Source organism: Pontibacter aydingkolensis (assembly GCF_019443125.1).
GTDB classification, from domain to species: Bacteria; Bacteroidota; Bacteroidia; order Cytophagales; family Hymenobacteraceae; genus Pontibacter; species Pontibacter aydingkolensis.
Genome location: NZ_JAHYXK010000026.1, coordinates 15,621 through 42,309, shown reverse-complemented (window position 1 = coordinate 42,309; position 26,689 = coordinate 15,621). Strand labels below are relative to the sequence as shown.

21 protein-coding genes are annotated in these 26,689 nt (G+C 44.3%); 10 read left to right on the top strand and 11 right to left on the bottom strand.

Annotated features, from left to right (window positions below):
- Positions 1-336: 336 nt before the first annotated feature.
- The 4 genes from K0O23_RS18655 to K0O23_RS18640 form a co-directional block, all read right to left on the bottom strand.
- Positions 337-849 carry an FKBP-type peptidyl-prolyl cis-trans isomerase gene (locus K0O23_RS18655; RefSeq protein ID WP_219878972.1) on the bottom strand — a complete coding sequence of 171 codons (513 nt, stop codon included), beginning with the start codon at positions 847-849 and terminating at the stop codon, positions 337-339.
- A gap of 92 nt (positions 850-941) precedes the next feature.
- Positions 942-2,885, bottom strand: a complete 1,944-nt coding sequence (locus K0O23_RS18650) for an AAA domain-containing protein (protein WP_219878971.1) — start codon at positions 2,883-2,885, stop codon at positions 942-944.
- Between the two features lie 132 nt (positions 2,886-3,017).
- Entirely contained in the window at positions 3,018-3,617 is a 600-nt protein-coding gene (locus tag K0O23_RS18645) for a hypothetical protein (RefSeq protein ID WP_219878970.1), read from the bottom strand.
- 55 nt (positions 3,618-3,672) lie between these two features.
- Positions 3,673-5,940 carry an efflux RND transporter permease subunit gene (locus tag K0O23_RS18640; protein ID WP_219878969.1) on the bottom strand — a complete coding sequence of 756 codons (2,268 nt, stop codon included), beginning with the start codon at positions 5,938-5,940 and terminating at the stop codon, positions 3,673-3,675.
- Between the two features lie 114 nt (positions 5,941-6,054).
- Between K0O23_RS18640 and K0O23_RS18635 the strand changes: the two genes are divergently transcribed.
- The 5 genes from K0O23_RS18635 to K0O23_RS18615 all read left to right on the top strand — a co-directional run bounded on the left by K0O23_RS18635 (position 6,055) and on the right by K0O23_RS18615 (position 11,496).
- Positions 6,055-6,318, top strand: a complete 264-nt coding sequence (locus tag K0O23_RS18635; RefSeq protein ID WP_219878968.1) for a hypothetical protein — start codon at positions 6,055-6,057, stop codon at positions 6,316-6,318.
- Positions 6,319-7,173: 855 nt separating this feature from the next.
- Complete coding sequence (locus K0O23_RS18630) at positions 7,174-7,968, top strand: thymidylate synthase (RefSeq protein WP_219878967.1); 795 nt, start codon at positions 7,174-7,176, stop codon at positions 7,966-7,968.
- Between the two features lie 87 nt (positions 7,969-8,055).
- Entirely contained in the window at positions 8,056-8,706 is a 651-nt protein-coding gene (locus tag K0O23_RS18625) for a tetratricopeptide repeat protein (protein WP_219878966.1), read from the top strand.
- Positions 8,707-8,897: 191 nt separating this feature from the next.
- Positions 8,898-9,692: an MBL fold metallo-hydrolase gene (locus K0O23_RS18620; RefSeq protein ID WP_219878965.1), complete on the top strand. Its 795-nt coding sequence runs from the start codon at positions 8,898-8,900 to the stop codon at positions 9,690-9,692.
- 394 nt (positions 9,693-10,086) lie between these two features.
- Positions 10,087-11,496, top strand: coding sequence for a hypothetical protein (locus K0O23_RS18615; protein WP_219878964.1), 1,410 nt, complete (start codon positions 10,087-10,089; stop codon positions 11,494-11,496).
- 91 nt (positions 11,497-11,587) lie between these two features.
- On the opposite strand, the gene K0O23_RS18610 is transcribed toward K0O23_RS18615, so the two are convergent.
- From K0O23_RS18610 to K0O23_RS18595, 4 genes are all read right to left on the bottom strand, one after another.
- Positions 11,588-14,701, bottom strand: coding sequence for a M4 family metallopeptidase (locus K0O23_RS18610; RefSeq protein WP_219878963.1), 3,114 nt, complete (start codon positions 14,699-14,701; stop codon positions 11,588-11,590).
- A 330-nt stretch (positions 14,702-15,031) separates the two neighbouring features.
- Positions 15,032-15,856 carry an aminotransferase class IV gene (locus K0O23_RS18605; protein ID WP_219878962.1) on the bottom strand — a complete coding sequence of 275 codons (825 nt, stop codon included), beginning with the start codon at positions 15,854-15,856 and terminating at the stop codon, positions 15,032-15,034.
- Between the two features lie 137 nt (positions 15,857-15,993).
- The gene (gene dprA, locus K0O23_RS18600; protein ID WP_219878961.1) at positions 15,994-17,118 is read right to left on the bottom strand and encodes a DNA-processing protein DprA; all 1,125 of its coding nucleotides are present in this window, start codon (positions 17,116-17,118) and stop codon (positions 15,994-15,996) included.
- Positions 17,119-17,141: 23 nt separating this feature from the next.
- Positions 17,142-17,489: a MerR family transcriptional regulator gene (locus tag K0O23_RS18595; protein ID WP_219878975.1), complete on the bottom strand. Its 348-nt coding sequence runs from the start codon at positions 17,487-17,489 to the stop codon at positions 17,142-17,144.
- 201 nt (positions 17,490-17,690) lie between these two features.
- Between K0O23_RS18595 and alaS the strand changes: the two genes are divergently transcribed.
- The 4 genes from alaS to K0O23_RS18575 are packed head-to-tail and all read left to right on the top strand — an operon-like array spanning position 17,691 to position 23,274.
- Positions 17,691-20,321, top strand: a complete 2,631-nt coding sequence (gene alaS / locus K0O23_RS18590; RefSeq protein ID WP_219878960.1) for an alanine--tRNA ligase — start codon at positions 17,691-17,693, stop codon at positions 20,319-20,321.
- 15 nt (positions 20,322-20,336) lie between these two features.
- Entirely contained in the window at positions 20,337-20,660 is a 324-nt protein-coding gene (locus K0O23_RS18585) for a hypothetical protein (protein ID WP_219878959.1), read from the top strand.
- A 31-nt stretch (positions 20,661-20,691) separates the two neighbouring features.
- Entirely contained in the window at positions 20,692-22,149 is a 1,458-nt protein-coding gene (gene gatB / locus K0O23_RS18580) for an Asp-tRNA(Asn)/Glu-tRNA(Gln) amidotransferase subunit GatB (RefSeq protein ID WP_219878958.1), read from the top strand.
- A 9-nt stretch (positions 22,150-22,158) separates the two neighbouring features.
- On the top strand, positions 22,159-23,274 hold the full coding sequence (locus tag K0O23_RS18575) for a TlpA disulfide reductase family protein (RefSeq protein WP_219878957.1): 1,116 nt from the start codon (positions 22,159-22,161) through the stop codon (positions 23,272-23,274).
- A 443-nt stretch (positions 23,275-23,717) separates the two neighbouring features.
- Here K0O23_RS18575 and K0O23_RS18570 read toward each other — a convergent pair whose 3' ends face one another.
- The 3 genes from K0O23_RS18570 to K0O23_RS18560 all read right to left on the bottom strand — a co-directional run bounded on the left by K0O23_RS18570 (position 23,718) and on the right by K0O23_RS18560 (position 25,803).
- A complete protein-coding gene (locus K0O23_RS18570) occupies positions 23,718-24,398 on the bottom strand; it encodes a hypothetical protein (protein WP_219878956.1) in 681 nt (226 codons plus the stop codon).
- A 6-nt stretch (positions 24,399-24,404) separates the two neighbouring features.
- Positions 24,405-24,938, bottom strand: a complete 534-nt coding sequence (locus K0O23_RS18565) for an acyl-CoA thioesterase (RefSeq protein ID WP_219878955.1) — start codon at positions 24,936-24,938, stop codon at positions 24,405-24,407.
- Positions 24,939-25,140: 202 nt separating this feature from the next.
- On the bottom strand, positions 25,141-25,803 hold the full coding sequence (locus K0O23_RS18560; RefSeq protein WP_219878954.1) for a protein-L-isoaspartate(D-aspartate) O-methyltransferase: 663 nt from the start codon (positions 25,801-25,803) through the stop codon (positions 25,141-25,143).
- Between the two features lie 198 nt (positions 25,804-26,001).
- On the opposite strand from K0O23_RS18560, the gene K0O23_RS18555 reads away from it, so the two are divergent.
- On the top strand, positions 26,002-26,586 hold the full coding sequence (locus K0O23_RS18555) for a riboflavin synthase (RefSeq protein ID WP_219878953.1): 585 nt from the start codon (positions 26,002-26,004) through the stop codon (positions 26,584-26,586).
- Positions 26,587-26,689 lie beyond the last annotated feature (103 nt).

Genomic DNA, 26,689 nt, shown 5'->3' with positions numbered 1-26,689 from the left:
CTCTTGCTGAGCTCAACGGCCATCAGCTTGAACTCCTTGTCAAATCTTCTTCTCTCTTGTGACATAGCGTTAAGGTATTAAATTTTCGCTTAACTTAATGTCCGGATAAAGGTAGCAACTCCAAAATGAGGCTATTGAATTGGCAGTATGAGTGGTAAGTAAAGTTCCCCGCCTTGGATAAGGAGGGGTTAGGGGTGGTTGGATACGTTACTGTGTAAAAACAAAAAGCACAGGCATTAAACCTGTGCTTTTTGTTTAAAATATTAACCAAGAGAAAATCCCACAAATCAATTTAATCCTGATTAATCTGCGGTCAAATCACTTTAATCCTAGTCCTTAGTGATGCACACCGCCTTCGCCGTGTACGTGGCCGTGGTCTAGCTCTTCCTGAGTTGCCTCACGCACTTTGGCTACTTTGCCCTTAAAGTATAACTCTTTACCAGCAAGCGGGTGGTTAAAGTCCATGGTAATGGCATCATCTTTCACTTCTTTCACGCGGCCCTGTAATTGGTTGCCTTCGCTGTCAGTCATAGGAATAAAATTACCTACTTCCAGCATGTTATCAGGTATAGCGCCTTCCACCTGGAAAACTGATAACGGAAGGTCAACAATAGCATCAGCGTTAACATCACCGTAACCTTCTTCCGAATCCAGTTTAAAATCAAATTCATCGCCTTCGCTCATGCCGGCAAGGCTGTCTTCAAACTGATCAGGCAAGCCGCTCATGCCATATATAAATACCATCGGATGCTCTTCATTGGCTGTTTCAACCAGGCTCTGCTCACCGTTCTCGTCTAAAATTCTTAGCTCGTAGGTGAGCGAAACCACTTTGTTTTTCTCTATTTTCATCTTTTAGAGTTTTGATTTCACGATTTCAGAAAGGTACTAAAAATATAGGCCTTCGTCTAATCTATATTATACTTTCCGGGTAATTGATATCGCTATGGCATTAATTCTGTTAATTCCCAGGCACTGCGATAAGCGTTTATACTTTCTGCATACGCCAGGAAGGCGGCATAGAACGGGTGCTGGCTTAGGGTCGCACTGTCGCCAACAATAACCAGCTTTTTCTTGGCACGAGTCATGGCTACATTCATGCGTCGGATATCAGCCAGAAATCCGATTTCGCCCTGCTCGTTGCTGCGCGTCATGCTTATGTAAATAATATCGCGCTCCTGCCCCTGGAAACTATCTACCGTACCAACCGACAAATGCCGCTTTTGCCTTAACTCGTGCAGGTGCGGAATATGCTCTACTTTATCCTCCAGGTAATTTATCTGGGCACGATAAGGCGCAATTACACCAATACGCAGGTGCTCTACTTCTTCATCGGCATGGGTGTAGTTTTTAAGCAGATGCACCAGGTGGTTCAGCAGCAGGTCGGCCTCGTCCGGGTTGGCAGAGCTTTGGGCCTCTGGGTTTAGTACTTCGTTATAGCCACAACCGGCAGTGTCTACAAATTCTACAGCCAGGCCGGGAGGGAAGTGTGCGTTAAATTCATGCAAATCGCTGCTGTGCACGCTTTCGTGGGCCATTAACTCGCTGTGGTAAAATTGCTGGTTAGAGAACTCCATAATATGGTGGTGCATGCGATATTGCGTTTTCAGCATCACGGCTACGTTGGACTGGCGATCAATGCATTTTTCAAAAAGTGTTTTACCTAAGCCACCTTTCTCGGCCTCAAACGATTTTACAGTAGGCGGCAACTGGCAATGGTCACCGGCCAGCACTACACGCTTTGCCCGGGTTATCGGAACCCAGCAGGCCGGCTCCAGGGCCTGTGCTGCTTCATCAATAAAAACGGTATCATACTCCAGGTGGCGGATGGCTTTATTTGCTGCGCCTACCAAAGTACAGGTAATTACCTGCACATGATTTAGCAGGTCCTCGGTAATGTATTCCTCAATACGATCCGCTTCTACCAGCATACGATGGCTTTCAGCTTTAAAGAACTGGCGCTGGGCACGCTCCTCACGTCCGAACTGGCGCTTGTACTGGTAGGCCATTCGCTTATATTCTTCGGCTGTTTTGCGGTAATCTTTCAGGCTTTTGTAAGAACGGTGACTCATGATCTGGGCATCCAGCGTATGCTCCAGCAGCACGTCAGACACCCTCGACGGATTACCAATACGAATGACGTTAACCCCTTCGTTAGCCAGTTTCTCCGTGAGCAGGTCTACAGCTGTATTGGAGGGGGCAGTTACTAAAAGTCGCTTCTGCGTTTCCAGTGTTTTAAGTATGGCCTGCACCAGCGTGGTGGTTTTGCCTGTACCCGGAGGCCCGTGTATGATCACCACATCCTTAGCCTGTACTATTTTGCGCACCGCCTCGTTCTGCGACGGGTTTAGTACAGGAATCGAACTCATGGTGTCGTCTGTAAAGCGGGCAGTGGAGTCGCCTAAAAGTATATCACGCAGTTCAGCCAGCCTGGTCTTGTAAGCTTCCATCACTTTACGCATGGCTATCTCCATTTCCCGATAGCTCATTTCATCAAAGGTCAGGTCAAGGCCCAGACGGCCGTCATCTACCCAGTCGGGAAGGTCTTCGCGGTTGGTGGCAAGTATAACTTTGTTGCGCTTTATACCTACAATCACACCATTAAGTGTTTGGCGCTCGCCGGTGTTACTGAACAATGCCGCCGTTTTACCCGCCTGAAACAGGTGCAGTTGGTCCCGGTCTTTGGTACGCTCCAGTTCAATGACCACTTTGCTGCCAAAGCCGATCTCTTCTTTGGCAATGGTAACAGGATACCAGCAAAAGCCCATGGCCTTACGCTCGGCAATCGTGCTTTTAAGGCTTTTGATCTTGTATTGCTGGCGATCTTCTTCCTGCTCTATCTTAAGCAGTTCCTGTACCTGCTTTAACTCTAATAATATTTCGCTCATGTATCCTAACAAAAAAAGGCTGGTTTGTAAACGCCAGCCTCTTTAACATTTTTTTTCTTGAATTGTGCTATTAATCTGCGATCAAAGTATACCAAAGCCGCCGCTAACAGCATTCAGCTTAGCAGTTTATACTTATACTTTTTTGCGTGCTCTTGGTTTTACAGCGGCAGCTTTTGCTTTACCTAAACGCACCTGCAGAAAAACAGCGTACAGCAGCAGTATAAAACATGCCACTGCCATTATAGATATAACCTTATCTTTACCATAACGCAGTTCTGATGATGATGCCAGTTGCTCTTCCAGATCCTTAATGGTGCGTTCACGCTTCTTTATCTGGGATTGTACGGTTTTTACCTGGCTCTGCAGGTTAGCAAAGCGGGCATCGATGATGCGCTGGTCTTCGCGTACTATTTTTCCTTCGCGCTGCGTTTCTACGGTGCTGGCAGCAATCTTTTTTATACTTGCCTCTTTAATGGCGGCAATAAGCTCGGTGTCTTTGTTAATGATTTTTTTGAGGGTTTCGATAATGCTCAGCAGGTCGTTCTTGGACTTTTTACCCCAGAAATTACTGTTCTGCTGGTTGTAGTACTGGTATTCCATAACCAACTGCTCTCGCTCTTCCATCAGGCGCGTCAGTTTATCGTCCTGTACCTGTTTTTTCTCCTGGTCCTGGGCCTGTACACTTACTATACTAAAGCAAAGCCATACTGCAACAAAAAACCGCTTCATCATACACTCCAAAAAATAAGTCTCACAAGTAACACGCAAATATGGGCATCTTATTCTGTTAACGCTCCTCTTTTTTGCGCGGATTGTAAAAATACAAAATCAGAACGGGCAACAAATATAAATCTGCCACAACTGCAAAAAGTAAGGTAAGGCTTACAAACAATCCAACATAATAAGTGGCATCGAAAGTAGAGAGCACAAGCGTCATGAAACCGCCCATAAGTATACAGGACGTAATGATGATGGCTTTACCGGCGGAGATTGTGGTTCGCTTAATAGCATACAGTAACGGACGGCCAGCGCTGAGCTCCAGTTTTAATTTGCTCAGGTAGTGGATGGTGTCATCTACGGCAATACCAAAGGCTATGGTAAACACAATAGATACTGAAACGGTCATGTTAATACCCATAAAACCCATTATACCGCCTATCATTAGCAATGGAATCAAGTTGGGCACCAGCGAAATCAACACCATCTTAACTGACCTGAATATAAAGCCTACTATCAGTGCTATCACCCCAAAGGCAATCAGCAGGCCCTGCATCATGTTTTTGGTTACGTATTCGTTGTTCTTGTCCAGCAGAAGAGCACTGCCTGTCAGGCGTGTCTGTAGATAGTTTGGGTTTATGTTCTGGTTGATAAAGCTTCTGAGGGAGTCGTTCAGCACGGTGGCTTTAGCGCTTCCGATGTCGGTCATTTTGCCGGAGAGGCGGCCTTCTGTGGCATCAGGAGTTATCATGCTGCGCAACTCGCTGCGGTTTTTGAAAGCCTGCAAGCGCCGCTTTATACTTTGCATCTGCTGCGGGCTTGCGGGTAATGTGTAATACTCGTTCAGTCCGCCGCTCTGAGCACGGTTTATGGTTTTTACAACAGTAGCAGGTGAGGTTATAAAATTTAGGCCATAGGTGTTGTAAAGATAAGTCTCCAATTTATCGATCTCCTGAAGTACCTCATAATCATATAAAGTATGTCCCGGGGCGGCCATCAGGTGTAACTCAAAAGGGCGTACGCCGGAGAATTTGTCTTCGAAGTACTTAAAGTCAAGTATAATGGGGTCTTCGTCGCCGAGGTCTTCCAACAGTGTTGTATCCACCTTTATCATACTAATGCCAACCAGGCTGACGATTGTAACCAGTGCACTAACTGAAAGTATAAACCCAGGTTTCCGGAAAACAAACATAAGCATGCGGCTAAGCAGCACAGGCCATGAGAGATTTACTTTGCGTGCTTTAACAGGGTTTGGCTTTTTGATGAGTAGCAAAATGGCAGGCAATACTGAAAAAGCGAGTATAAACGCCAGCCCGATAGAAATGGCCGTAAACAAACCAAAGTTGCGAATTGGTGTAATGGCAGTTGTAAGCAGCGTTAAAAAGCCGACAGCCGTGGTAACAGAAGTTAGCAGCGTAGCCAGGCCAACTTCTTTCAGGGTTACCTTGAGGGCAGGTATTTTCTCGGCTCCGTGGCTTATCTCGGTCATGTACCGCGATAGGATATGGATCACGTCTGACATGCCCACCACAAACATGATGGTAGGCAGCAGCACCGTCATGATATCAATAGGTTTATCAAAAAGGCCCATCACGCCCAGGCTCCAGATAACAGAGAGCAGCACAACCACCAACGGGACCAGCACACCCCAAAACGTCCGGAAAGTGATCCAAAGAAAAATTATAACCAGCAGGATAGAAGCCGACATGAAAATGGCCAGTTCTATTTTCATCTTCTCCACAAACACAGACTGTGCCAAGGCCTTACCTGCAATATGATGATCAGGTAAATCCAGTTGGGCCAGTTTCTGGTTAAGTGCGGCCATTAAGGTGTCGCTGTCCGGCTTGCTCAGGTTATCGGATGTCTGCACAAATAGCGATACTGATCTAGCATCTTCCGAAAAGATCGTACCGACCAGCTCCTTGGAAGTATAGATCATTACAGAATCCTGCGCATAACGCTCTGGCTCTTCTACGTGCAGGTATGGGATCTCAAAATAGCCAAACGCTTCGATTACCGGGCTCTTAACAGTAGTAGGAGAAAGCACCGACTCGACGTGCGGCTGGCGCTGCAAAAAGTAGGTAAGGCTGTCTACTTTGGTCAGAAACTGCTGGTCGAAAAGGCTTGAATTGTTGTTGTCCAGGCCGATCAGTAGGTAGTCGTTATCGTTGCCAAACTTATCGCGGTACTCAAAATAATAAGACAGGTCGGGGTCGCCTTTCGGGAAAAAGTTATCGAAATTATAATCGAAGCGTAACCGGGAGGCAAAGTATACACTTGCCACCGTAAGTATGGCTACGGCGAGCAGTACCAGGTAACTTAGTTTTCGGTAGTTCAAGGTAATTTAATAACTTATATTTATCATTTGGCGAAATGCACAATGTTTGTACATTTACGAATGAGAAACTAAAGGTAGTTTGTTTTGTTTAAAGGATATTTAACGCCTGCACGTATGAAGAAAGTTATTTTAGCATTAGCGGTAGTTGGTTTGCTAGGATCAGCTGCACCTGCCATGGCCTGTGAAGGCGGTAAATGCACTATGGAACACGCCACTAAAAAATCTAAAAAAGGCAAAAAAGCAGCTGCCAAAGATGAAAGCTGCCACATGACAAAAGAGGCGACAGCATCTACTGGTGCAACACCTGCAAAGTCTTGCTGCGTAAAGCCTGATGCTGCTAAAGCTGATGCAACGAAAGAAGTTAAAAAAGCGCAGTAGTTTATACTTTGATGCTATATGAGAAGCCTTTTGCCAAAGCAGAAGGCTTTTTTGTTTTTAGCTGTTGTTGCTGCTTCGTGTATAGTTTTCCTGCCTTCATTTCTAGCAGCCGCTGTTCCTCAGTCTTACTTGCTTATAGTTTTATAGCTGCCTTGGCTTGCTCCTGGGCCGCAAGGCCCCGTCTTTGGGCATCGCGCTGTGTATCTTTCCTTTGCTCCTAACGTCGCAATGCCTAGCGGCACCGGAAACCTACAAGGCGCTTAACCCATAGACTGATAGATTTCGATAGCTTGTTTATTAACTAAATTGAACCGACAAGCTTCGACTTTTTTTCGCAATAAATTTCAGTAGGGACAGGTCGCGACCTGTCCGCTCAATACAGTGAACTATAAAAATGTAAGGTTGCTAAAGCAACAGCAGAAAATTCCCCTCTTGAGAGTAGGGCCGTTTCATTCTGATAAAAAGAGGTCAAAAACTTCTGACATTCTGTAAAGAAAATTGGTTGCTAGGAGGTTAAGCTATACTCCCAGCAACCAAGATCCTTTCAGGATGACAGAATAAAAGAGAATGAAACGGCTCTGCTCTTGAGAGGGGTAGGGTTGTGTTAAAACTGCAACTATAGAACTCTATGCACCAGCTAAAGCAACGGTAGAATGTCCCCTTTGTAGGGGGCGAAGAGGGGTGTTTAACAGTTGCTAACAAACCCAAACTTTGGCAACAGGCTAACTTCTTATCCTCCACTGTTATTAGGGGAGGGCTATGGTAAGATAAGAAAACCTGCCCATACTCTTTTAATCCTGCTAATACTGGTCTATCTTTAACGTCTCACAAAAAACTTAACCCAGCAATAAACACATGAAGCAGTATTTAGACTTGATGCAGCACATTCTTGATAACGGAGTGAAGAAGGAAGACAGAACAGGAACGGGTACATTAAGTGTTTTTGGCTACCAGATGCGCTTTAACCTCGCTGATGGCTTTCCGTTGGTAACCACAAAAAAGGTGCACTTAAAGTCTATTATACATGAGTTGCTCTGGTTTTTGAAAGGAGACACAAACATAGCTTACCTGAAAGAAAATGGTGTAAGCATTTGGGACGAGTGGGCAGATGAGAATGGCAACCTAGGTCCTGTTTATGGCTCGCAGTGGCGTAGCTGGCCAACCCCTGACGGCCGCCACATAGACCAGATCACGCAGGTAGTCAACCAGCTAAAGAACAACCCTGATTCACGACGCATAATTGTAAGTGCCTGGAACGTTGCCGAGATCGAAAACATGAAGCTGCCGCCTTGCCATGCCTTTTACCAGTTTTATGTAGCTGAAGGTAAACTGTCGTGCCAGCTGTACCAGCGTTCTGCTGATGTGTTCCTGGGTGTGCCGTTTAACATTGCTTCATATGCCTTACTGGTACTGATGATGGCGCAAGTAACAGGCCTGGAGCCAGGCGAGTTTATCTGGACGGGCGGAGATACCCATTTATACTTAAACCACCTGGAGCAGGCACAACTACAGCTTACCCGTGAGCCACGCACTTTACCAACCATGCTTATAAACCCAGAGGTAAAGAATATTTTCGGATTTAAGTTTGAAGATTTTGAATTGGTAAACTATAATCCACATCCGGCAATTAAGGCACCAGTGGCGGTGTAGGTTTAAATAGATTGATTAGTACTCACATGGTTCAGATAAACATCATAGTAACATTTATACAATAAATTTAAAACAGCATTTATTAAAATGAAAAATAAACGCAATGTTGTAATTGGACTAATGATTTCATTAGGTATTGTATACCAAATCTATAAATATCCTGAAAAACAAAAGAAAAAGGAAATTGTAGAATTGTATTACAAAGGTGAATTTGAACAATGCAAAAAAGAGCTTGAGACATATTTAGAAGAAAATCCAAAAGCAGAGGGAATGAGGACATTCCTTGGATCAGTTAATATAGAATTGTATGACACCATCAATGCAGAGATAGCCTATATAAAAGGTCTTGAAATAAATCCAAATGATGATAGAGCATTAGTTGGGCTTGGTGTAATTGCTAGAATGAGGGGGGAATACGATAAAGCTAGAGAAAAATATTATGCTGCTTTAAAACTAAATCCTACAAACCCAGAAGCTTATTCGAGTCTGTTAATACTTGAATTAAAAGAAAAAAACTATTCAAAAGCTGTTGAATTAGGCGAAAAAGCAAAGCGCTCAATTAAGCCTAAAAGCTCTCTTGGGATTCTAGGTAATTTGGCTATTGCTTACCATTATAATAATCAAATAACAGAAAGAGATGAATTAATAAATCAGCTTGAAGAGGTGAATTATAAAGATTTATTATACCTAAAAATGATATTGAATGGTACAATTGAAATAGACGAACTATTTGAATAAGCTCTACATAAACTATATTGATATTAAACTATCGGCAGATACATTGATATAATGCTTAATCAAACTTTAAGAAATGAAGATATTTTAATTTCCTTTATACTTTTCTCTTTTTAAACTTATACTTACCGATATCTCCCTAAACTTTACGCTTAAATACCAGTTTAAGAGTATAAACTATACTTGATGTAACTATGAAGTTAAAAGCATTTTTATCGGTTATACTTCTGCTGGCTTTTATGCAGTTAAATGCCCAGAAGCCGCAAGCGCAGCAGCAAAAGAAGCCCTCTCCAGACCAAATAAAAACGAACAAAGGAGCCCTTTTGGTACAACCCATCACACATGGCTCGGTTGTACTTAAGTGGAATGGCAAAACCATTTACGTTGACCCTTATGGCGGAGCTGAAATGTATAAGGGCATCAGCAAACCAGACCTTATACTTATCACCGACATCCACGGCGACCACATGGACCCAAAGACACTGGATGCGATAGAAACATCCGGGGTAAAAATAGTAGTACCACAAGCAGTGGCCGATAAGCTACCTGAAAAGTATAAAGATCAGGCTGTTGTTATCAACAATGGCGAAACAACTTCGCAGCACAATATCCAGATTAAAGCCATACCCATGTATAACCTGCCCGAAACCGAGGATTCACGCCATCCGAAAGGCAGGGGTAATGGGTATATACTAACTATAGGAGGTAGGCAGGTATACATCTCCGGCGACACCGAAGACATAAAGGAAATGCGCGAACTGAAGAACATTGACGTGGCCTTTGTAAGCATGAACCTGCCCTATACCATGGACATTAACCAAGCAGCCAGTGCTGTGCTGGAGTTTAAGCCTAAAATTGTTTACCCATACCATTATCGAGGTACCGAGGGTCTGGCAGACGTGGCAGATTTCAAGAAAATGGTGAATGAAAAGGATAAGAATATTGAGGTGAGGCTAAGAGAGTGGTATCCGCAGAAGCAGAAGAAGTAAGCAAGTATTTTAAATTATACCAAAAGAGGCAGAGGGCTTATCCTTTGCCTCTTTTGGTTTTAATATAAGTAAGAGATTTCCGAAGCAATCATGGTCTATACTTCATACTTTAAATAACTTGTAACAGGATTAGGCTAATTTCTTATCTTCGAAGAATTTTTATACCAACTATCAGGGGAGTGAATCTTAAAGCGTACAACAGTCAAACTACATGTAAAGATTACATTATACTTTTTGGCTTCTTGCTACCGCAATAAATTTATTTAAGCCTTTCCACATCGACAATACCTTTCAGAGGCAGCCCAGTGGATAAAGCAAAATCTTGTAATAGTGTTAGATACACCAAAACAGCCAGAGCTTATAATTCTACCCATATTTATAAGTACACCTAAAATTGACAACTCTTAAGCAAACATTCCCATTCATTCTGTTCTTCATAGTCTTAACTTTTTTAGTCAGGAACAACGGGTTTTTCTGGGACAGCATCGTACTTGGCTCCGGCTATGCAAACTGGTACTATACTACAGATTTTAAGCACCTGTTTGTACCGGATGAACTGGCTGGTTACCCGCCTTTATTTGGTATGTACCTGGCTTTGGGTTGGAAACTTTTCGGCAAAACGCTTTTGGTTAGCCATGTGCTTATACTTCCTTTTCTAATAGGTATCGTTTTACAGGCTTATATACTTGTCAGCAGGTTTGTGAAACCACGTTATACTTTCTGGGTGTTACTGCTGGTGTTGCTGGAGCCTACGTTACTGGCGCAGGCCACCCAGGTTGCCCCCGATGTGATCCTTGTCTTTTTATACTTGTTGTGCCTTAATAGCATACTTGGTGGTAAAAGAGCAGTACTGGCTTTGGCTCTTATTTTTATTGCCATGATAAGCCCAAGGGGCACCATATTGGTAATAGCCTTGTATACTTCTGATGTGCTGGCAGGCCTTATAGGCAAAAAAGAACGTTTTACATTTAAACTACTGCTCTCTAGAATACCGGCCTATATCCCTTCCTTTATAGTTACGTGCATTTGGCTATTACTGCACTATCAGCATTTTGGCTGGATATTCTACAACAAAGATTCCGACTGGGGACAGGGCTCTCAACTTGTGTCGCTGGGCGGGTTTATTAAAAACCTGGTAGTTATCGGGTGGCGTTTTGCCGACTTTGGCAAGGCTGTGATGCTAATCCTACTTGCTATACTTTTAATAGTGGCCTATAAGTATAAAAAAGTGCAGCGTGATACCGTGCTGCTGTTGGCACTTATTTTTACTCCTCTGGTTATACTCAGCGGTGTGGTGGTGTTCTATCAAAACCCTATTGCGCACAGGTATTATATTGTTGTGTTTATGCTGATGTTGTTGCTGCTCGGACATCTGCTTCAGTTTATTTCATCAGTTAAACGCTTGGTTGCCTATAGTCTTACTGTTATATCGCTTTTGGCAGGCCATTATATTGTCGCTCTGTATCCGGATTGGTTATCTAAAGGCTGGGATGGGACGCTGGCTCATTTGCCATACTTTCACCTTCGGGATAAAATGATCAGCTATATCAAAGAGAATGATATTGCGGTGTCAGAGGTAGGTTCTGCTTATCCCAACCTCCGCACTTTTGAGCTAACCGATCTAAGCAACAGTTCTGAGAAGTTTGAGCCAAAAGATCTGAGTACACAAGACTACATTTTCTACTCAAATATCTTCAACGATTTTACCGATGAGGAACTAGAAGAATTAAATAGTAACTGGGTAGTTATAAAAGAGTTCAAGGATGAGGCTGTTTTTATCAGGCTATACAAGCGGAATAAATAACAATTCACAAGTTGTACATACAGTTTAAAACAAAACTCCCCAACCTGCATGGCCGGGGAGTTTGCTCATTAGCTTATACTTTTAATCAGGGTTATTCCTTCACAATTCGCTGATAAGTTTCCTTCTGGCCATCATGTATACTTACCATGTAAATGCCTGTTGGAAGTTTAGAAATATCCAGTCGTTGCTCACCGCCTTTTATATCGGCACGGATAAGCTCAACACCTGTTACACTCATCACCTTAACGGTAGCTTGTGCTGCAGGCGTGTTTACGCGGATATATGAGCTGGCAGGGTTTGGATATACTATCACCTCATTTCCGGACTCATCTCCAAGTGTTTCAGCTTTCATCACGTTGTTGGCCGTAGAAGCTGTAAGGGCATTCACGATATTTACGCTATAGTCCTCTACCTCGCCGTAGCTAAATGTTTCGCACGAAGTTTGGGCAGCGTTATACTTCATGGAAACTCGCATGTGCGTTTTGCCAAGCAGGGCAGTAGTTGGTACACTCACAGTAGCGCTTAGGGTACCGCTGCTCGAAGATGAACCACTCACAACTAACTCGCCGGCATCATCGAAGCTTCCGTTCTGGTTAAAATCGATCCATACTTTCCAGTATTCTGTGTAAGCAGTTCCGGAGAAGCCTGCGCTGATGTAAATAGTACTGCTGCCACCACGCGTGGCTGTTCCGGTTAAAGCAGTATTGTCTTTATAACCGCCATCGCTGCCGGAAGAATTGTTTATACCACCAAACTGAACCAGGTCTATCCATTCGTAACTGGCGTTGCTTCCTTTAGATGCACAGTAAGTTACCGAGGCCGCAGTGGTTGTAAAGGTAGCTGAAGCTGAGTAGGCAGAGCTGCTCCCGGAGCAAACGGTGCTAACCTGGAACTCATACTGTGTACTTGCTGCTAAACCAGTTGCATTGGCTGATGTGCTTGTAACGCTGCCCGTCGTCCAGGTAGAAGTACCTGTTGGTCTGAAACGCACGTTGTAGCTTGATGCACCCGACACAGCACCCCAGTTAAGCGTAGCTGAAGATGAACCAACGTTAGAAGCTGAAAGACTACCCGGAACGGCACAGGTTGCAGTTGCACCCGAGATGCTAATAGTGTAATCCTCTACCTCGCCGTAGCCAAACGATTCGCATGATGTCTGGGCACCATTATACTTCATAGATACACGCATGCGGGTTGTGCCTGATGCAGTGGACGGGATAACTATGGTACCGCTAACTGCAGTTTTGCTAAGCGCACCGGCATTAAACACCAGTTCGCCTGCATCATCAAAATCACCGTCTTTGTTATAGTCGATCCAGATCTTCCAGTACTCGTTATAGGCTGTGCCTGAAAAACCCGGCGTTAATGTAATGGCATATGAACTGCCTGCGTTAACGCTTACAGTAGTACCCGTAAAATCAGAGTATCCTGAAGCAGTGGATGTCTTGGTGAAGCTTCCTACTTTTACACTGGCGATCCACTCATAAGACGAGTTATTGCCCTGAGAAGTACAGTAGGATATTTCGCCATACTTGCCACCAATACCAACGGCATGCCAGGCGTTCGTAGTCTGAATTACTTGTGCAGAACCTGCTCCATAAAGGTCTATGGCAGCCTGTATAGAGTAGGTGCGGGCATCAGCATACACTGAGTTGGAAGTAAGGTAAACTGTTTCGGTGCGGTAAGCAATTCTGGCAGCCGCATCAATACCTATACCGGTCACGCTGTAGCTGTTTCCGATATCGTTGGTGCCTGACTTGCCTACAGAAAGTACGTAGAACCAATGGTTAAGTACACCGCTATTGTAGTGCACCCCGCCGTTGTCTCCCGTACCACTGTACCACATGTCGCCTTTGTAAGTATCCGGCTGGCCTTCTGAGTTAGGATCACTCATAGAGCGAAGGGCAGGGCGCTGCTTATCTATGTCTTCGCCTATCAGCCAGATTGATTTTTCAGGCGCGGCATAATATTCAACGGCAGCTCCCCAGATATCGGAGAAACCTTCGTTCATGGCGCCTGACTCGTTCTGGTATACCAGGTTGGCACTATTAGAGCAAACGGCATGGCCAATTTCGTGGGCACCCACATCCAGACTGGTTAACGCATCAAAGCGTGTGGCACCGTCGCCATAGGTCATTACAGAACCATTCCAGAACGCATTCTCGTAGTTTTTGTCGTAGTGTACATAACTTTTGATCTTGGCACCAGCATTATCAAAACTGTTTCGATTGTGCTTTAGCTTAAAGTAGTCGTAGGTCATCTGAGCAGCCCAATGTGCATCGAGTGCGGCATTGTCTTTGGCTGTGTTGTTAAACTCGCCGGATGTCCAGTTATTATCGTTATCGGTAAAGTCTACAGCCGAGGTATAGCTGGTACCTGTTTTACAGTTGTACGTTTCGATACCGTTGCCACGGGTAAACTCACGCAGGCGGTAAGATCCGTTGTAACTGTCCGTGGTAATAGACCTTGAGCCGCTGTAGCGCGTTGCAGCTGTACCTGTTGCGGTGGCGTGCTTGATGATAGCATCTTTGAAAACCACTTCACCGGTCTGCGCATTTACATACACATAATCGCGGCTTACCGGCTTATGGGCATAAATGTCAAACTTGTAAGCCAGCACAGGTTTGCCTTGCTTCTCTTTGGTATTGGCAAAATCATTCTTAATGATCACCAGTTCACCTTTTGGATAGAAGGTGGCGTTCGGATCGTTAGCGAGTTGTTTAGCCCATGCTTCCTGCTCCGGTACCTGCCACATGTACGTTTGGGCATTAACATACTGCAAAGCATTAGCCAGTGCAGCTTTTTCAGACAGGGTAGCCTGCGTGTTAAGGTTGCTGATCTTTTTAAAGTCGCCGTTAATAGACTGCACCACACCATTCTTACTGTGAACAATATAGGAAGCATGTTCAACTTTAATGCCTTTATAATATTGCTCAAAACGCTGGTGTGTAAATCCTATATCGTCCTTCTCTGTTTTTGCCTTTTTCATCACATCAGAAGGAGACAGGTCGAGGTAGGTTTTTAGAACTTCCGTGGCCTGGTCTGCACGATGGGCACCCGCTTGGGTGTTAAATTCAATAAAAGCAGGGGTACCATTGGCAGCTTCCAGCTTTTGCTTGATCTTGCTTTGGCCCTGGGCATCTGCAGACGGACTCCAGAGTAAACCACATAGAAAAACCGACGCATACACGTAAAAGTGTTTCATAATTGATTGTTTAAGGTGAGAAATATTTAATGTTTGCCTTTCGTTAGAAAGTGGATGCTTTCATAGCTAGGTATTATACATTATAATATTAATGTATTAATAAGAAAGGCAACAGGAAACTAGCATGCAAATGGTAACATGGGATATACTTAGGGCAGATATACTTTTACAAGTATTTATTTATCTGAATATAAGTTTATGAGAACCTCAAAAGTAGCATAAGACTAAGCTATAGACAGGAATGCAAAATTCAAAAACACTAGATGTATTACAGAAAGCAACTATATCTTGTGTTATTTTTCCATAAAGTAACAGAATAGACTGCTGATTTTATGCCTGGATAAAATGTTTATCCATAATTTTGTTAAAGATATCAGAAGATTCAGACTTTAAAATAACTCCTTTCAATAAATTTATTTTCCTGATACCTATAACATTTGCTGCAAACAAAACATCAGCTTCAAAAAGTCTTTCAGGGCTAAAGTATACTTCTTTCACTGGTACTCCAGCTTGCCTGCACCACCTGATAATGTTACGCCGGGCAATGCCATTTACACAACCTGTATCAAGAGCAGGGGTATAAAGTTTATCCTGTATTAACCAGAACAGGTTGGAAGAGATAAGCTCGGACACCACACCCTGCGGGTTAAGCAACAGCAAATCATCGTAGCTACTGTTCTTTTTCTCAATACCCGCCAAAGTATAAATAAGTGCATTAGGCCCTTTAAAATGGGATAGAGGCGAGTAGATTGTATTTATAATTTGGCAAATACCTATACTTATACTTTCAGAAGCAGTAGGTGCTGCAGGAGCCACCGTAGCAAGCCAATCAACTGAATTTACTTCAGGCGTGTAAAGTCCTGCTCCGGCACGCCATACTTTCAATTTTAACCGGCCATACTTTACAGCCTGGTTTTGTTCTGCCAATTGTAATAACTGTTGCTCTATAGTGCCTTCTGTAAAGTATAAGGGTAACTCTAACTTCAGGCTTGCTGCTGCTTCCTGCATTCTATCCACATGGTCCTGCCAGAATCGCAGCTTACCATCTACCACCATTACCGTCTCAAAAAAGCTATCATTGTACTGGAAGGCACGGTTAGAGATTGGCAATTTCAGATCCTTCTCAAGTATAAACTGGCCGTTGTAGAGCAGCATTTTTGTTAGTTAAGAGTTTTTGATTGTCGACTGCTTATTGTTGATTGTTAAATCTCACACGCTCCCGTAACATGTGTATAGGCATCATACAACAAATAACTAAAAACTAATTATAAATAACTAGCAACCAATAACTCTTAACTAATAAGCGCAAATTTCTTACCCGGTTTGGCCTTAACTATTCCTTTAAACTCCAAACCTAACAACACCGACGCCAGCATACTAACCGGAATCTGCGACTTCCAACTCAGGTTATCCATTTGCTCTTCGCCGTTCTGTTGCAGCACCTGTAGTACCTTGAGCTCATCGGGTGTAAATTCTTCTGGACTAAAGACTGAGGGTTGTTTCACCTTTTTGGCAGCTGCTTCATCCTGCAGGTCCCAGTTCAATAGCTCCACTAGGTCCTGCACCGAAGTATAGGCAACTGCTTTTAATGATTTAATGAGGTGATTGGTGCCTTCTGAAACCGGGGAGGTAATATTCCCTGGCACGGCCATTACTTCTTTGTCGTAGCCATGGGCCAGATCAGCAGTTATTAAAGTACCGCTTTTAAGGGCAGCTTCTACAACAATAGTGCAGTCCGACATGCCGGCGATAATGCGGTTTCGTGCCGGGAAGCGTGGAGCATCAGGTCTGGTGCCAAAGGAATTTTCGGTGAGCAATCCACCTTGCGTAAGCATGCGCTCTGCATACTTCCGGTGAACGGCTGGATAAACTGTTTCGGGTCCACTGGCCATAACGCCAATAGTTTGCAAGCCGGCCTGTATTGCAGCTCTGTGCGCCACTACATCCACGCCATAGGCAAGTCCGCTAACAATTAAGGCATTGTATGGCTTCAGGCTTTCGATGATCTTTTCTGTGACGGAGGTACCATAGTTTGTAATTTGCCTGGTACCAACTATACTTATAATGCGGCGCTGGTTCAGGTTTCCGTTGCCACGAAAGTATAAAAGGGCAGGGGCGTCGGCTATTTGTTTAAGCCTGTCGGGGTACTTTGGCGAAGTATAAAACAGTAACTGCACATCCTGCGCTTCAGCCTGTTTTACAATTTCCTCAGCATGGTATAGTGCCTGCTTCCTGCCTTCAAGTATATTCCTAAGCGATACGGTGCCAACCCCCGGAATCTTGCTCAGTTTAGCAGCATTAGCCTCAAAAACCGCTTTAGGCGAGCCGCAATAACTTACCAGTTGGCGTGTTAGTTGAGTGCCAACACCCGGCAGTTTTGTAATAGCTACCTCGTATAAATGCTGTTCCTCTACCATATGGTAAAGTGCTTACGTAGCTTTTATTCTTTGGTGTTCAACTGCGATTTAATTCCTACCAGAAAAGCCTTTACTTTCTCCAGCGACTCAATGATCTCGATCTTGTCTTTGGTCTGTACAGACTTGTTTTTAAGCACCTCCCTGGCACCCTGTATAGTATAGCCACGCTCTTTTACCAGGTGGTAAATGGTGCGGAGGGTCTCAATATCTTTTGCGGTGTACTGGCGGTTGCCTTTTTTATTTTTCTTTGGCCTAAGTTGCTCAAACTCAGTTTCCCAGAAACGTATCAGCGAGGCAGCTACGTCAAACATTTCGGCTACTTCGCCAATGGTGTAGTACTGCTTTTCTATTTCTCTTTCTTTATAAGGCATGGCTATGGTTCGGTTAAAGTATGGCACCTGTGTAATTTTCACACAGATGCTACTGAATAAGGCTAAAATATGCTACTTTTGCCTTAAATGTGCTTTTTGAGCTTCACAAAATCAATGTGTTTCTCTACAGCAAAAATTCTATATTTTTTGTTATTAAACAACAAGTATAGCCATAAGTATCTAAAGGCCTAATAATCATACATGAACTCAGCTGAGATTAGACAAAAGTTCCTGGATTTCTTTGCTTCGAAGCAGCACCAGATCGTGCCTTCGGCTCCGATTGTGGTAAAAGACGACCCAACCCTGATGTTTATTAACTCGGGAATGGCGCCGTTTAAAGACTACTTTCTGGGTAACAAACCTGCCCCAAGCAAACGTATCGCCGACACTCAAAAATGCCTTCGCGTTAGCGGCAAGCACAACGACCTGGAAGAGGTAGGCTACGACACCTATCACCACACCATGTTCGAGATGCTGGGTAACTGGTCGTTTGGAGATTACTTTAAGAAAGAGGCGCTGGAGTGGTCGTGGGAACTGCTGACGGAAGTATATAAGCTGCCTAAAGACAGATTGTACGTTTCTGTTTTCCAGGGCGACGATTCTGAGAACCTGCCAATGGACCAGAATGCTTTTAATATCTGGAAAAGTATGATCGCTGAGGATCGTATCCTGATGGGCTCTAAGAAAGACAACTTCTGGGAAATGGGTGATACCGGTCCGTGCGGCCCTTGCTCTGAAATTCACGTTGATTTAAGAACTGAGGAAGAACGCGCACAGGTTGATGGCAAATCACTTGTAAATAACGATCACCCACAGGTAGTGGAGATCTGGAACAACGTATTCATGGAGTTTAACCGCCTGGCCGATGGCTCGCTGGTAAAACTGCCTGCGCAGCACGTTGATACAGGTATGGGCTTTGAGCGTTTGTGTATGGCTATCCAGGGCAAACGTTCTAACTACGATACAGATGTTTTCCAGCCGCTGATCCAGTATGTGGCAAAAGAAGCAGGAGTAAAGTATGGCGAAAACGAGAAAACAGACATCGCCATCCGTGTAATTTCTGACCACATTCGTGCCATTGCCTTTACCATTGCCGATGGCCAGTTACCATCAAACAACAAGGCTGGTTATGTGATCCGTCGTATCCTGCGACGTGCAGTCCGTTACGGCTTTACTTTCCTGGATTTCAAAAAACCATTTCTGTTTAAATTAGCTGAAGTACTGGCAGATCAGATGGCGCATGTATTCCCTGAACTGAAGCAGCAGCTGGGTTTTGTGCAGCGTGTGATAGAAGAGGAGGAGAATGCTTTCCTGCGTACGCTGGAGAACGGCTTGAAACGCCTTGATGCCTTAGAGGAAAGCTTTAAGCAGAACAACAACACTATCGACGGCAAAACAGCTTTCGAACTTTATGATACCTTTGGTTTCCCGCTTGACCTAACTGCCCTGATTGCCCGTGAAAAAGGTTTTACGGTAGACGAGGCTGGTTTTGGTGTGGAAATGGAGCAGCAGAAAAACCGCTCACGCAACGCATCTGCCACTGAGCAAACCGACTGGATTATACTTCAGCCGGATGTGGTGAACGAGTTTATCGGCTACGACTGCGATACTTCGGCTTCTCATATTGTGCGTTACCGTCAGGTAAAGACCAAGAATAAGAGCGAATATCACCTGGTGCTGGACAAAACTCCTTTCTATGCCGAGAGTGGCGGACAGGTAGGAGATACCGGTTACCTGATTTCTGACAGTGAGCAGGTAGAGGTGATGGATACGAAAAAAGAGAACGACCTTATACTTCATATCACGCCTAAATTACCTCAGAACGTAGAGGCTGGTTTTAGGGCTGAGATTGATGCAGAACGTCGTAATATGATCCGTAGAAATCACTCTGCCACACACTTACTGCATGCTGCTTTACGTTCTGCTTTAGGTGAGCACGTACAGCAGCGCGGTTCATTGGTTAACGAAAAACTGTTGCGTTTCGACTTTTCACACTTTGCCAAAGTAGAGGAGGCTGAGCTGCGCCAGATCGAGCATATGGTAAACAAGCGTGTGCGCGAATCTATACCATTAGAGGAAAGCCGTAACGTGCCTATCGAGGAAGCAAAACAAATGGGAGCTATGGCCTTGTTCGGCGAGAAGTATGGCGACTTTGTACGTGTAATCTCTTTTGGTCGTGAGCACTCTGTAGAACTTTGTGGCGGTACGCATGTGCTGAACACCGGCAATATCGGTTACTTTAAAATAGTTTCGGAAAGCTCTGTAGCGGCAGGTGTACGTCGTATAGAGGCCATTACCGGCGACGCAGCGGAAGAATACATGCAGCAGCAGGTAAACGAACTGCATGCCGTACGCGAAGCCATGAATACGCAAAGCAATGTATCAGGTGCGGTGCAAAAGCTACAGGAAGATTATAAGGCGCTGCAGAAACAGTTAGAGCAATTTGAACTAAAACAACTAGGTAGCCTGAAAGATACATTGGCGCAAAATGCACAGCAGCTAAATGGCATCAACTTGGTAGCTGAAAGGGTAGATGTAAGTTCATCTGACTATCTGAAAAAGCTTGCCTTTGATATGCGCCAGGTAGTAGATAACTTAGTACTGGTACTTGCTGCTGAGATTGACGGGAAACCCCAAATCGCTGTGATGCTATCGGACAACCTGGTCTCTGAAAAGAACATGAATGCCAGCCAGATGGTACGTGAGCTCGCCAAGGAAATTCAAGGCGGTGGCGGTGGTCAACCGTTTTATGCCACTGCCGGCGGTAAGAATTCAGCTGGGTTAGCCACTGTGCCAGGCAAAGCAGTAGAGCTTGTTAAAAGCTTACTGTAATTGCAAATCATAGCTATGGAGACTATAAATTTGGATAAAGCGAGAACTTTGTATTATGTGATCTTTTATTCATTTATATTTTCAAATATAGGCTATTCATTAGCACGAGTTTCGGTTATAAAAGGCGACCTAGCTTCGTTTTTCCCCTTTTTCCCGGCTGTTATTGGGTTTATAGCTTCGCCTATTGGCTTATATTATATATTAAAGAGCTATTCAAGAAAAGAAGATAACCAAAAACAAAAGATGGTTTATCTGATAGGTATAGGGTTGGCCAACATAATCACTTTAGTAGTAATACTGCTATTGATCATTTTAGGCCCAGATTTTATGACATCATAATCTATACTAAACAGGTAATAGATAAATTAAAATGGATAAAGCGATAAGAGATAAATACCAGGCAATTATTGGTCTGGAAGTGCACGCGCAGCTGTTAACAGAGAGCAAGGCTTACTCATCCGACTCTACAGAGTATGGCATGATGCCGAACACTAACCTGAGTGCCATTACCCTTGGTCACCCGGGCACGTTGCCACGCGTGAACAAAAAAGTAGTGGAGATGGCTGCTAAAATGGGTATTGCCACTAACTGCGAAATTACGCGCCATAATATTTATGCACGTAAGAATTACTTTTACCCTGACCTTCCGAAAGGATATCAGATCACACAGGATAAAACGCCGATCTGTACGAACGGCCACCTTGTAATTAAGGACGCTGAGGGTAACGACAAGACCATCGGTATCACCCGTATTCATATGGAAGAAGATGCCGGTAAATCAATGCACCTGCCAGGCGAGATTGAGACATTAGTAGACTTTAACCGTGCCGGTGTTCCGCTTATTGAGATCGTATCGGAGCCGGATATCCGTGACTCTGTAGAAGCGTACAATTACCTGATCGAGATTAAGCGTTTGGTTAAGTACCTGGATATTTGCGACGGTAACATGGAAGAAGGCTCGCTGCGTTGCGATGCCAACATTTCTGTGATGCTAAAGGATTCTCCGCTTTGGGGCACGAAGGTAGAGGTGAAGAACATGAACTCTTTCCGTAACGTGCAGCGTGCTATTGAGCACGAGATAGAACGCCAGATCATGGTGCTGGAAAATGGCGGAAAAGTAGATGGCGAAACGCGCAATTTTGACGCTAATACTGGTTCTACTACAGCCATGCGTTCTAAGGAAACCATGAACGATTACCGCTACTTCCCGGAGCCGGACCTGCAGCCATTGGTGATCGAGCAGGAGTGGCTGGATAGCGTTAAGGCTGCTATGCCAAGTCTGCCACAGGTGCTTTACAACCGCTTTGTAAACGAGCTGGGCCTGCCAGAGTATGATGCAGCTGTATTAACAGACGCAAAAGAGATCGCTTTATACTTTGAGGAGCTTTGCAAAGAGACCACAAATTACAAAGCCGCTTCTAACTGGATGATGGGCCCTGTAAAGTCTTATCTGAACGAGTTGCAGCTGCATATAAATGATTTTCCGCTTGCACCTGAACAAATTGCCCAGATAATTTCGTTAGTAGATCAAAACAAGGTGAGCCACTCCATTGCCTCTAAGCAAATTTTCCCGTACATGTTGGAACATCCTGAAACCACTGCACAGCAAGTGGCAGAGGAGCAAAACTTGTTGCAGGAATCTAATTCAGACGAACTGGCACAGATTATAAACGAAGTGCTGGCGGCAAATCCTGCGAAAGTAGCAGAGTATAAAGCCGGAAAGCAGTCGCTGATAGGTATGTTTATGGGTGAGATCATGAAGAAGACGAAGGGAAAAGCAGATCCTAAAGTGGCGAATCAATTACTTCAAGCAGGTTTAAACGCATAACCCAAACCTATGAAACTTAAAAAGTTAGTTTTTGCTGCATCTGCCGCCGCACTTATAGCTGGCTGCCAGGGAAAAGAGTCTACCTCAAATGAGGCAGATGGATTCTTAATTCAGGGTAAGTTAGAAAATGCAACAGCGGGCAGTCCTATATACTTGCTTGAGCTGGGAGAGCAGCAGTTTGTACCCCGCGATACAGCTGAGATCGGCAAAGACGGTTCTTTTAACTTTAAAGGCACAGTATCAGAGCCAACCTTTTACCGCATCGCCATGGACCAGCAAAATGGTATTATGGTGGTGTTGGATAGCGGTAAAATAAAAGTAAATGCCGATGCAAAAGACTTGAACGGTACGGTACAGATTGAAGGGTCGGAAGAGTCTGCCTTATTTCAGAAGCTGAACAAGCTGGTAAACGAAAACCGAATGAAGCAGACTGAGATGGAGCAGCGCTTTAACCAGGCCATGCAAAACGGAAACGAAGCGGAGGCAGAGAAAATACGCCAGGAGTTTATGGCGATGCAGAAAGAGACGAAGAATTTCCTGGCACAGCACCCGGCGTCTGTGGTTTCAGCTTTTGGTACAGCCAGTCTGATAGACCCTATTAATGATTTCGCATTTGCTGATAGCATGGCTAACCTGTACACGCAAAATATCCCAAACTCCCAGTACACCAAAAGATTAAACGATCGACTAAAGCCTTTGCGCTCTACAGCTGTTGGCCAAATGGCGCCGGATATTTCACTGCCTACTCCGGCGGGTGGTTCTCAGTCGCTTTCATCGCTACGTGGCAAGTATGTACTTATCGATTTCTGGGCCAGCTGGTGCGGACCTTGCCGCGTAGAAAACCCGAATGTGGTAAAAATGTACAACAAGTATAAAGGCAAAGGCTTCGAAATTTTCGGTGTTTCCCTGGACCAGAACCGTGAAAAATGGTTAGCTGCTATCGAAAAGGACAAACTTACCTGGCCGCACGTTTCAGACCTCAAAGGATGGGAAAGCAGTGCAGCACAGCTATACAACGTAACAGCCATTCCTCAAACTGTATTGGTTGATCCGGAAGGAAAGATCATTGCGAAAGGTTTAAGAGGTCCTGAGTTAGAGGCGAAGTTGGCAACGTTGCTACAATAGACTAGGATTCTTAGGATGATGGGATTTTAGGATTCTGTAAATCCACAAAGTATCAAAAAGAGAGCGGCCTTTCTATTGTAGAAAGGCCGCTCTCTTTTGTTGCCTTATTAAAATTCTGAAATCACATCTTTTCTATGGCTCTTCCCTGGCGCAAGTCTTAAGCGAAGCGGTGACTTGTGACTTTTCATAAAGAGAAGTCTTCAGACTTCCGTGAACCATAAATTATACTTTCGCAAATCTGAAGACTTGCCACCATATAACAGCACAAGTGACACTTCGTTTAACACTTGCGCTATGGGAACAATAGGAATCAGGATCAAACAACGAATAACCAACAACGAAACCTACCGCCCTGTAGCAGAAAAGACGCAAAGTATTGCGTCTCTACAATGGCAAAATGCGCTATTATAAAAACACTGCAAAATTAATTAAATCAACATTAATCACCGGTTGAAGATTTTTTGCAATGCGCCCCACAACTGCTTTTTGTGCTCTACGTCATGCTCCAACATAGCCAACGATTGCGAGAATAGTACGGGCACTGAACCAACCAAAACAGGATTATAAAGTGTAAACTTATCGTGTGGAAGGTCGGTATCAAGACGGCTGGCGAAACTGATGATGTAATTTACCTGCAGTTCCTGCTGCATATCCTCAAATTTGGCAATGGCTCCTGAAACGTTGTTCAGGTAAGCTACATCCGTTGGTTGTAAGCCGATGGCGCCTAAAATCTTATTCAGGAATTCCAGCTGTGGCAGTTTTATAAATTGCTCTTCCGGAAGCGTTACAAGTATAACTACTCCTTTTTTGTTTTCGCCAATGGTTTTATACTTGCCTGGAGCTTTAGCAGCCTCATCTTTAGGAAGTTTGGGCAGGGTAGGTGTAGGCTTAGGTTTATGCTGTGCTGGCGGAACAGGTGCTTCTTCATTTGCAACTAGCGCCTCCGTTGGTTTTACAGTGGCAGTTGGAGCAGCAGCTGCAACCGGGGCTACAACTGCTGCTTCTGTCTCTTGGGGTAAAGCAGGTGCAGGCGCAGCGATATCTCCATCCACCAGGTAAATGGTTTCAGGTATAAAGTTCTTTAAAAACTCGCTGTTTAGTTGATCTGCCTGTAATCCTGCCATACTTTCTTATCCTTCTGCTCCTTCTTTTATGTCAAATATTGATCGTAGCTCATTTGCTTCGCTCGGCTTCATACGGCCAGCCAAAACAAGGCGTAGTTGCCTGCGGCGAAGTGCTCCGTCGTATAGCCTGATCTCTTCTTCTGTTTCAGGTAGCGCCTCAGGCACATCAATAGGGTTGCCTAACTGATCTACAGCCACAAAAGTGAAAAACGCCTGGTTTGATTTTACCTTTTTACCGCTAGGTATATCCTCGGCATAAACTACAATGTGCACCTCCATAGAGGAGTTAAAAGCACGGGTAACTTTTGCCTCCAGCGTTACAACATTTCCTAGTTTTATACTTTCAGAGAAAGATACGTTGTCTACCGATGCCGTAACCACAATGCGGTTAGAGTGTTTCTGCGCAGCTATAGCCGACACAATGTCCATCCAATGCATCATGCGGCCACCCATTAAGTTGTGTAGTGTATTGGTATCGTTTGGCAATACCAGCTCCGTCATGATGACGTATGAGTCCTGTACTTTTTTCTGTTTACGCATTACAATTATGCTTTTTTTGATGGCGCAAAGATACGTTCAGCAAGCCGAAGTATAAAATATACTTATAAAGTCAGCAAAAATTAAATATACATCGCCATTTCTGACCGCTTGGCTAAACTTTAGCTCATACTCGGTTATAGCCGGAAAAGCGTCGTAATTTTTCCAGTTATTATTAAATGGTCTGCACTATTAGCTGATAGTTCTAAAATCGCTCTGACTCCCAGCCCGATTTACCCAGCAGCGGCACGAATTTAAAGCTGGTGAATTCTTCTTTGGTAAACTCGTTTTCCTCTACGCGGGTAATGCGAACCATTTTCTGGCTGCTCTCGCTACCAACAGGTATAACAAGGCAACCACCTACATTTAGCTGCTGCACCAGTGCTTTAGGAACTCCCGGTGCACCTGCCGTTACGATAATTTTATCGTAAGGGGCATGTTGCAGTAAACCAAGTGAACCGTCGCCGTGAAAAGCATGCGGCTTTAAGCCATACTTTTTAAAGAAGAGCAGTGCTTTTTCGTAAAGGGCGCGGTTATACTCTATCGTATAAACATGAGGGGTGATCTGCAGCAGAACGGAGCATTGGTAGCCAGAGCCTGTGCCAATTTCCAGTACTTTGTCGGTGGGTTTTAGCTGCAGCAGCTCCGATTGAAATGCAACAGTGTATGGTTGGGAGATAGTCTGGCCTTCGCCGATTGGAAAGGCTTTATCCTGGTAAGCTTGCTCTAAAAACGCTTTTTCGAAGAAGAAATGCCGCGGTACGGCGCCGATGGCAGCCAAAACACGTTCATCGCGTATGCCTTTTTCGCGCAAATGGTTAACTAATGCACGGCGCATGCCACGGTGTCTGTATGAGTCTGTCTGCATTTTTGTTGTTATACTTTGGGTAATCACTACATCGTGTACTATCTCTTTTATCTTACTAAGTCCAGGTAAAAAAGATTTGGTTGCGAAAATAAGCATCCCAAATATAAATCGTGCATCAATTTCGCTTTATCTGTAGCACAAAGGCAGTAACTGACACATAAAGCTGTTAAATTTGAAGTATAAACAAGAAGCAGAACCATGTTTACAGGAATAATAGAGGCACTTGGCCAGGTTACCAATACACGTGAAGAGAACACGAACAAGCACTTTACGCTATCCAGTCCATTTACGCACGAGCTTAAGATAGACCAAAGTGTGGCGCATAATGGCATCTGTTTAACGGTAGTAAGTATAAACGGCGACAATTATACTGTTACGGCCATCGACGAGACGCTAAAAAAGACCAACCTGAACAGCCTTAAACCCGGAGATAAGGTGAACCTGGAGCGCTGCATGCAGGCAAACGGACGTTTCGACGGGCATGTGGTGCAGGGCCACGTAGACCAGACAGGCATTTGTGAATCGGTGGTGGATGAGAATGGCAGCTGGATATTTACGTTTAGCTACGACGCCAGCCAGGGCAATGTAACCGTCGAGAAAGGCTCTATCTGTGTAAACGGTATTAGCTTAACGGTATTTAACTCAAAAGAGAACTCCTTCTCGGTAGCAATCATTCCATATACGTACGAGCACACCAACCTGCACCAGGTAAAGCCAGGAGATAAGATAAACCTGGAATTTGATATTATCGGCAAGTATGTGGCGAGGTTACTGGGGAGATAGATTTTTCGTTATTAGTTATTCGTTGTTAGTTATTAGATTTTACACTTTGTAAGGTATTCAGCTTTTGTGAACAAGGCGCAAACCATTGCGTATCTACATCCTC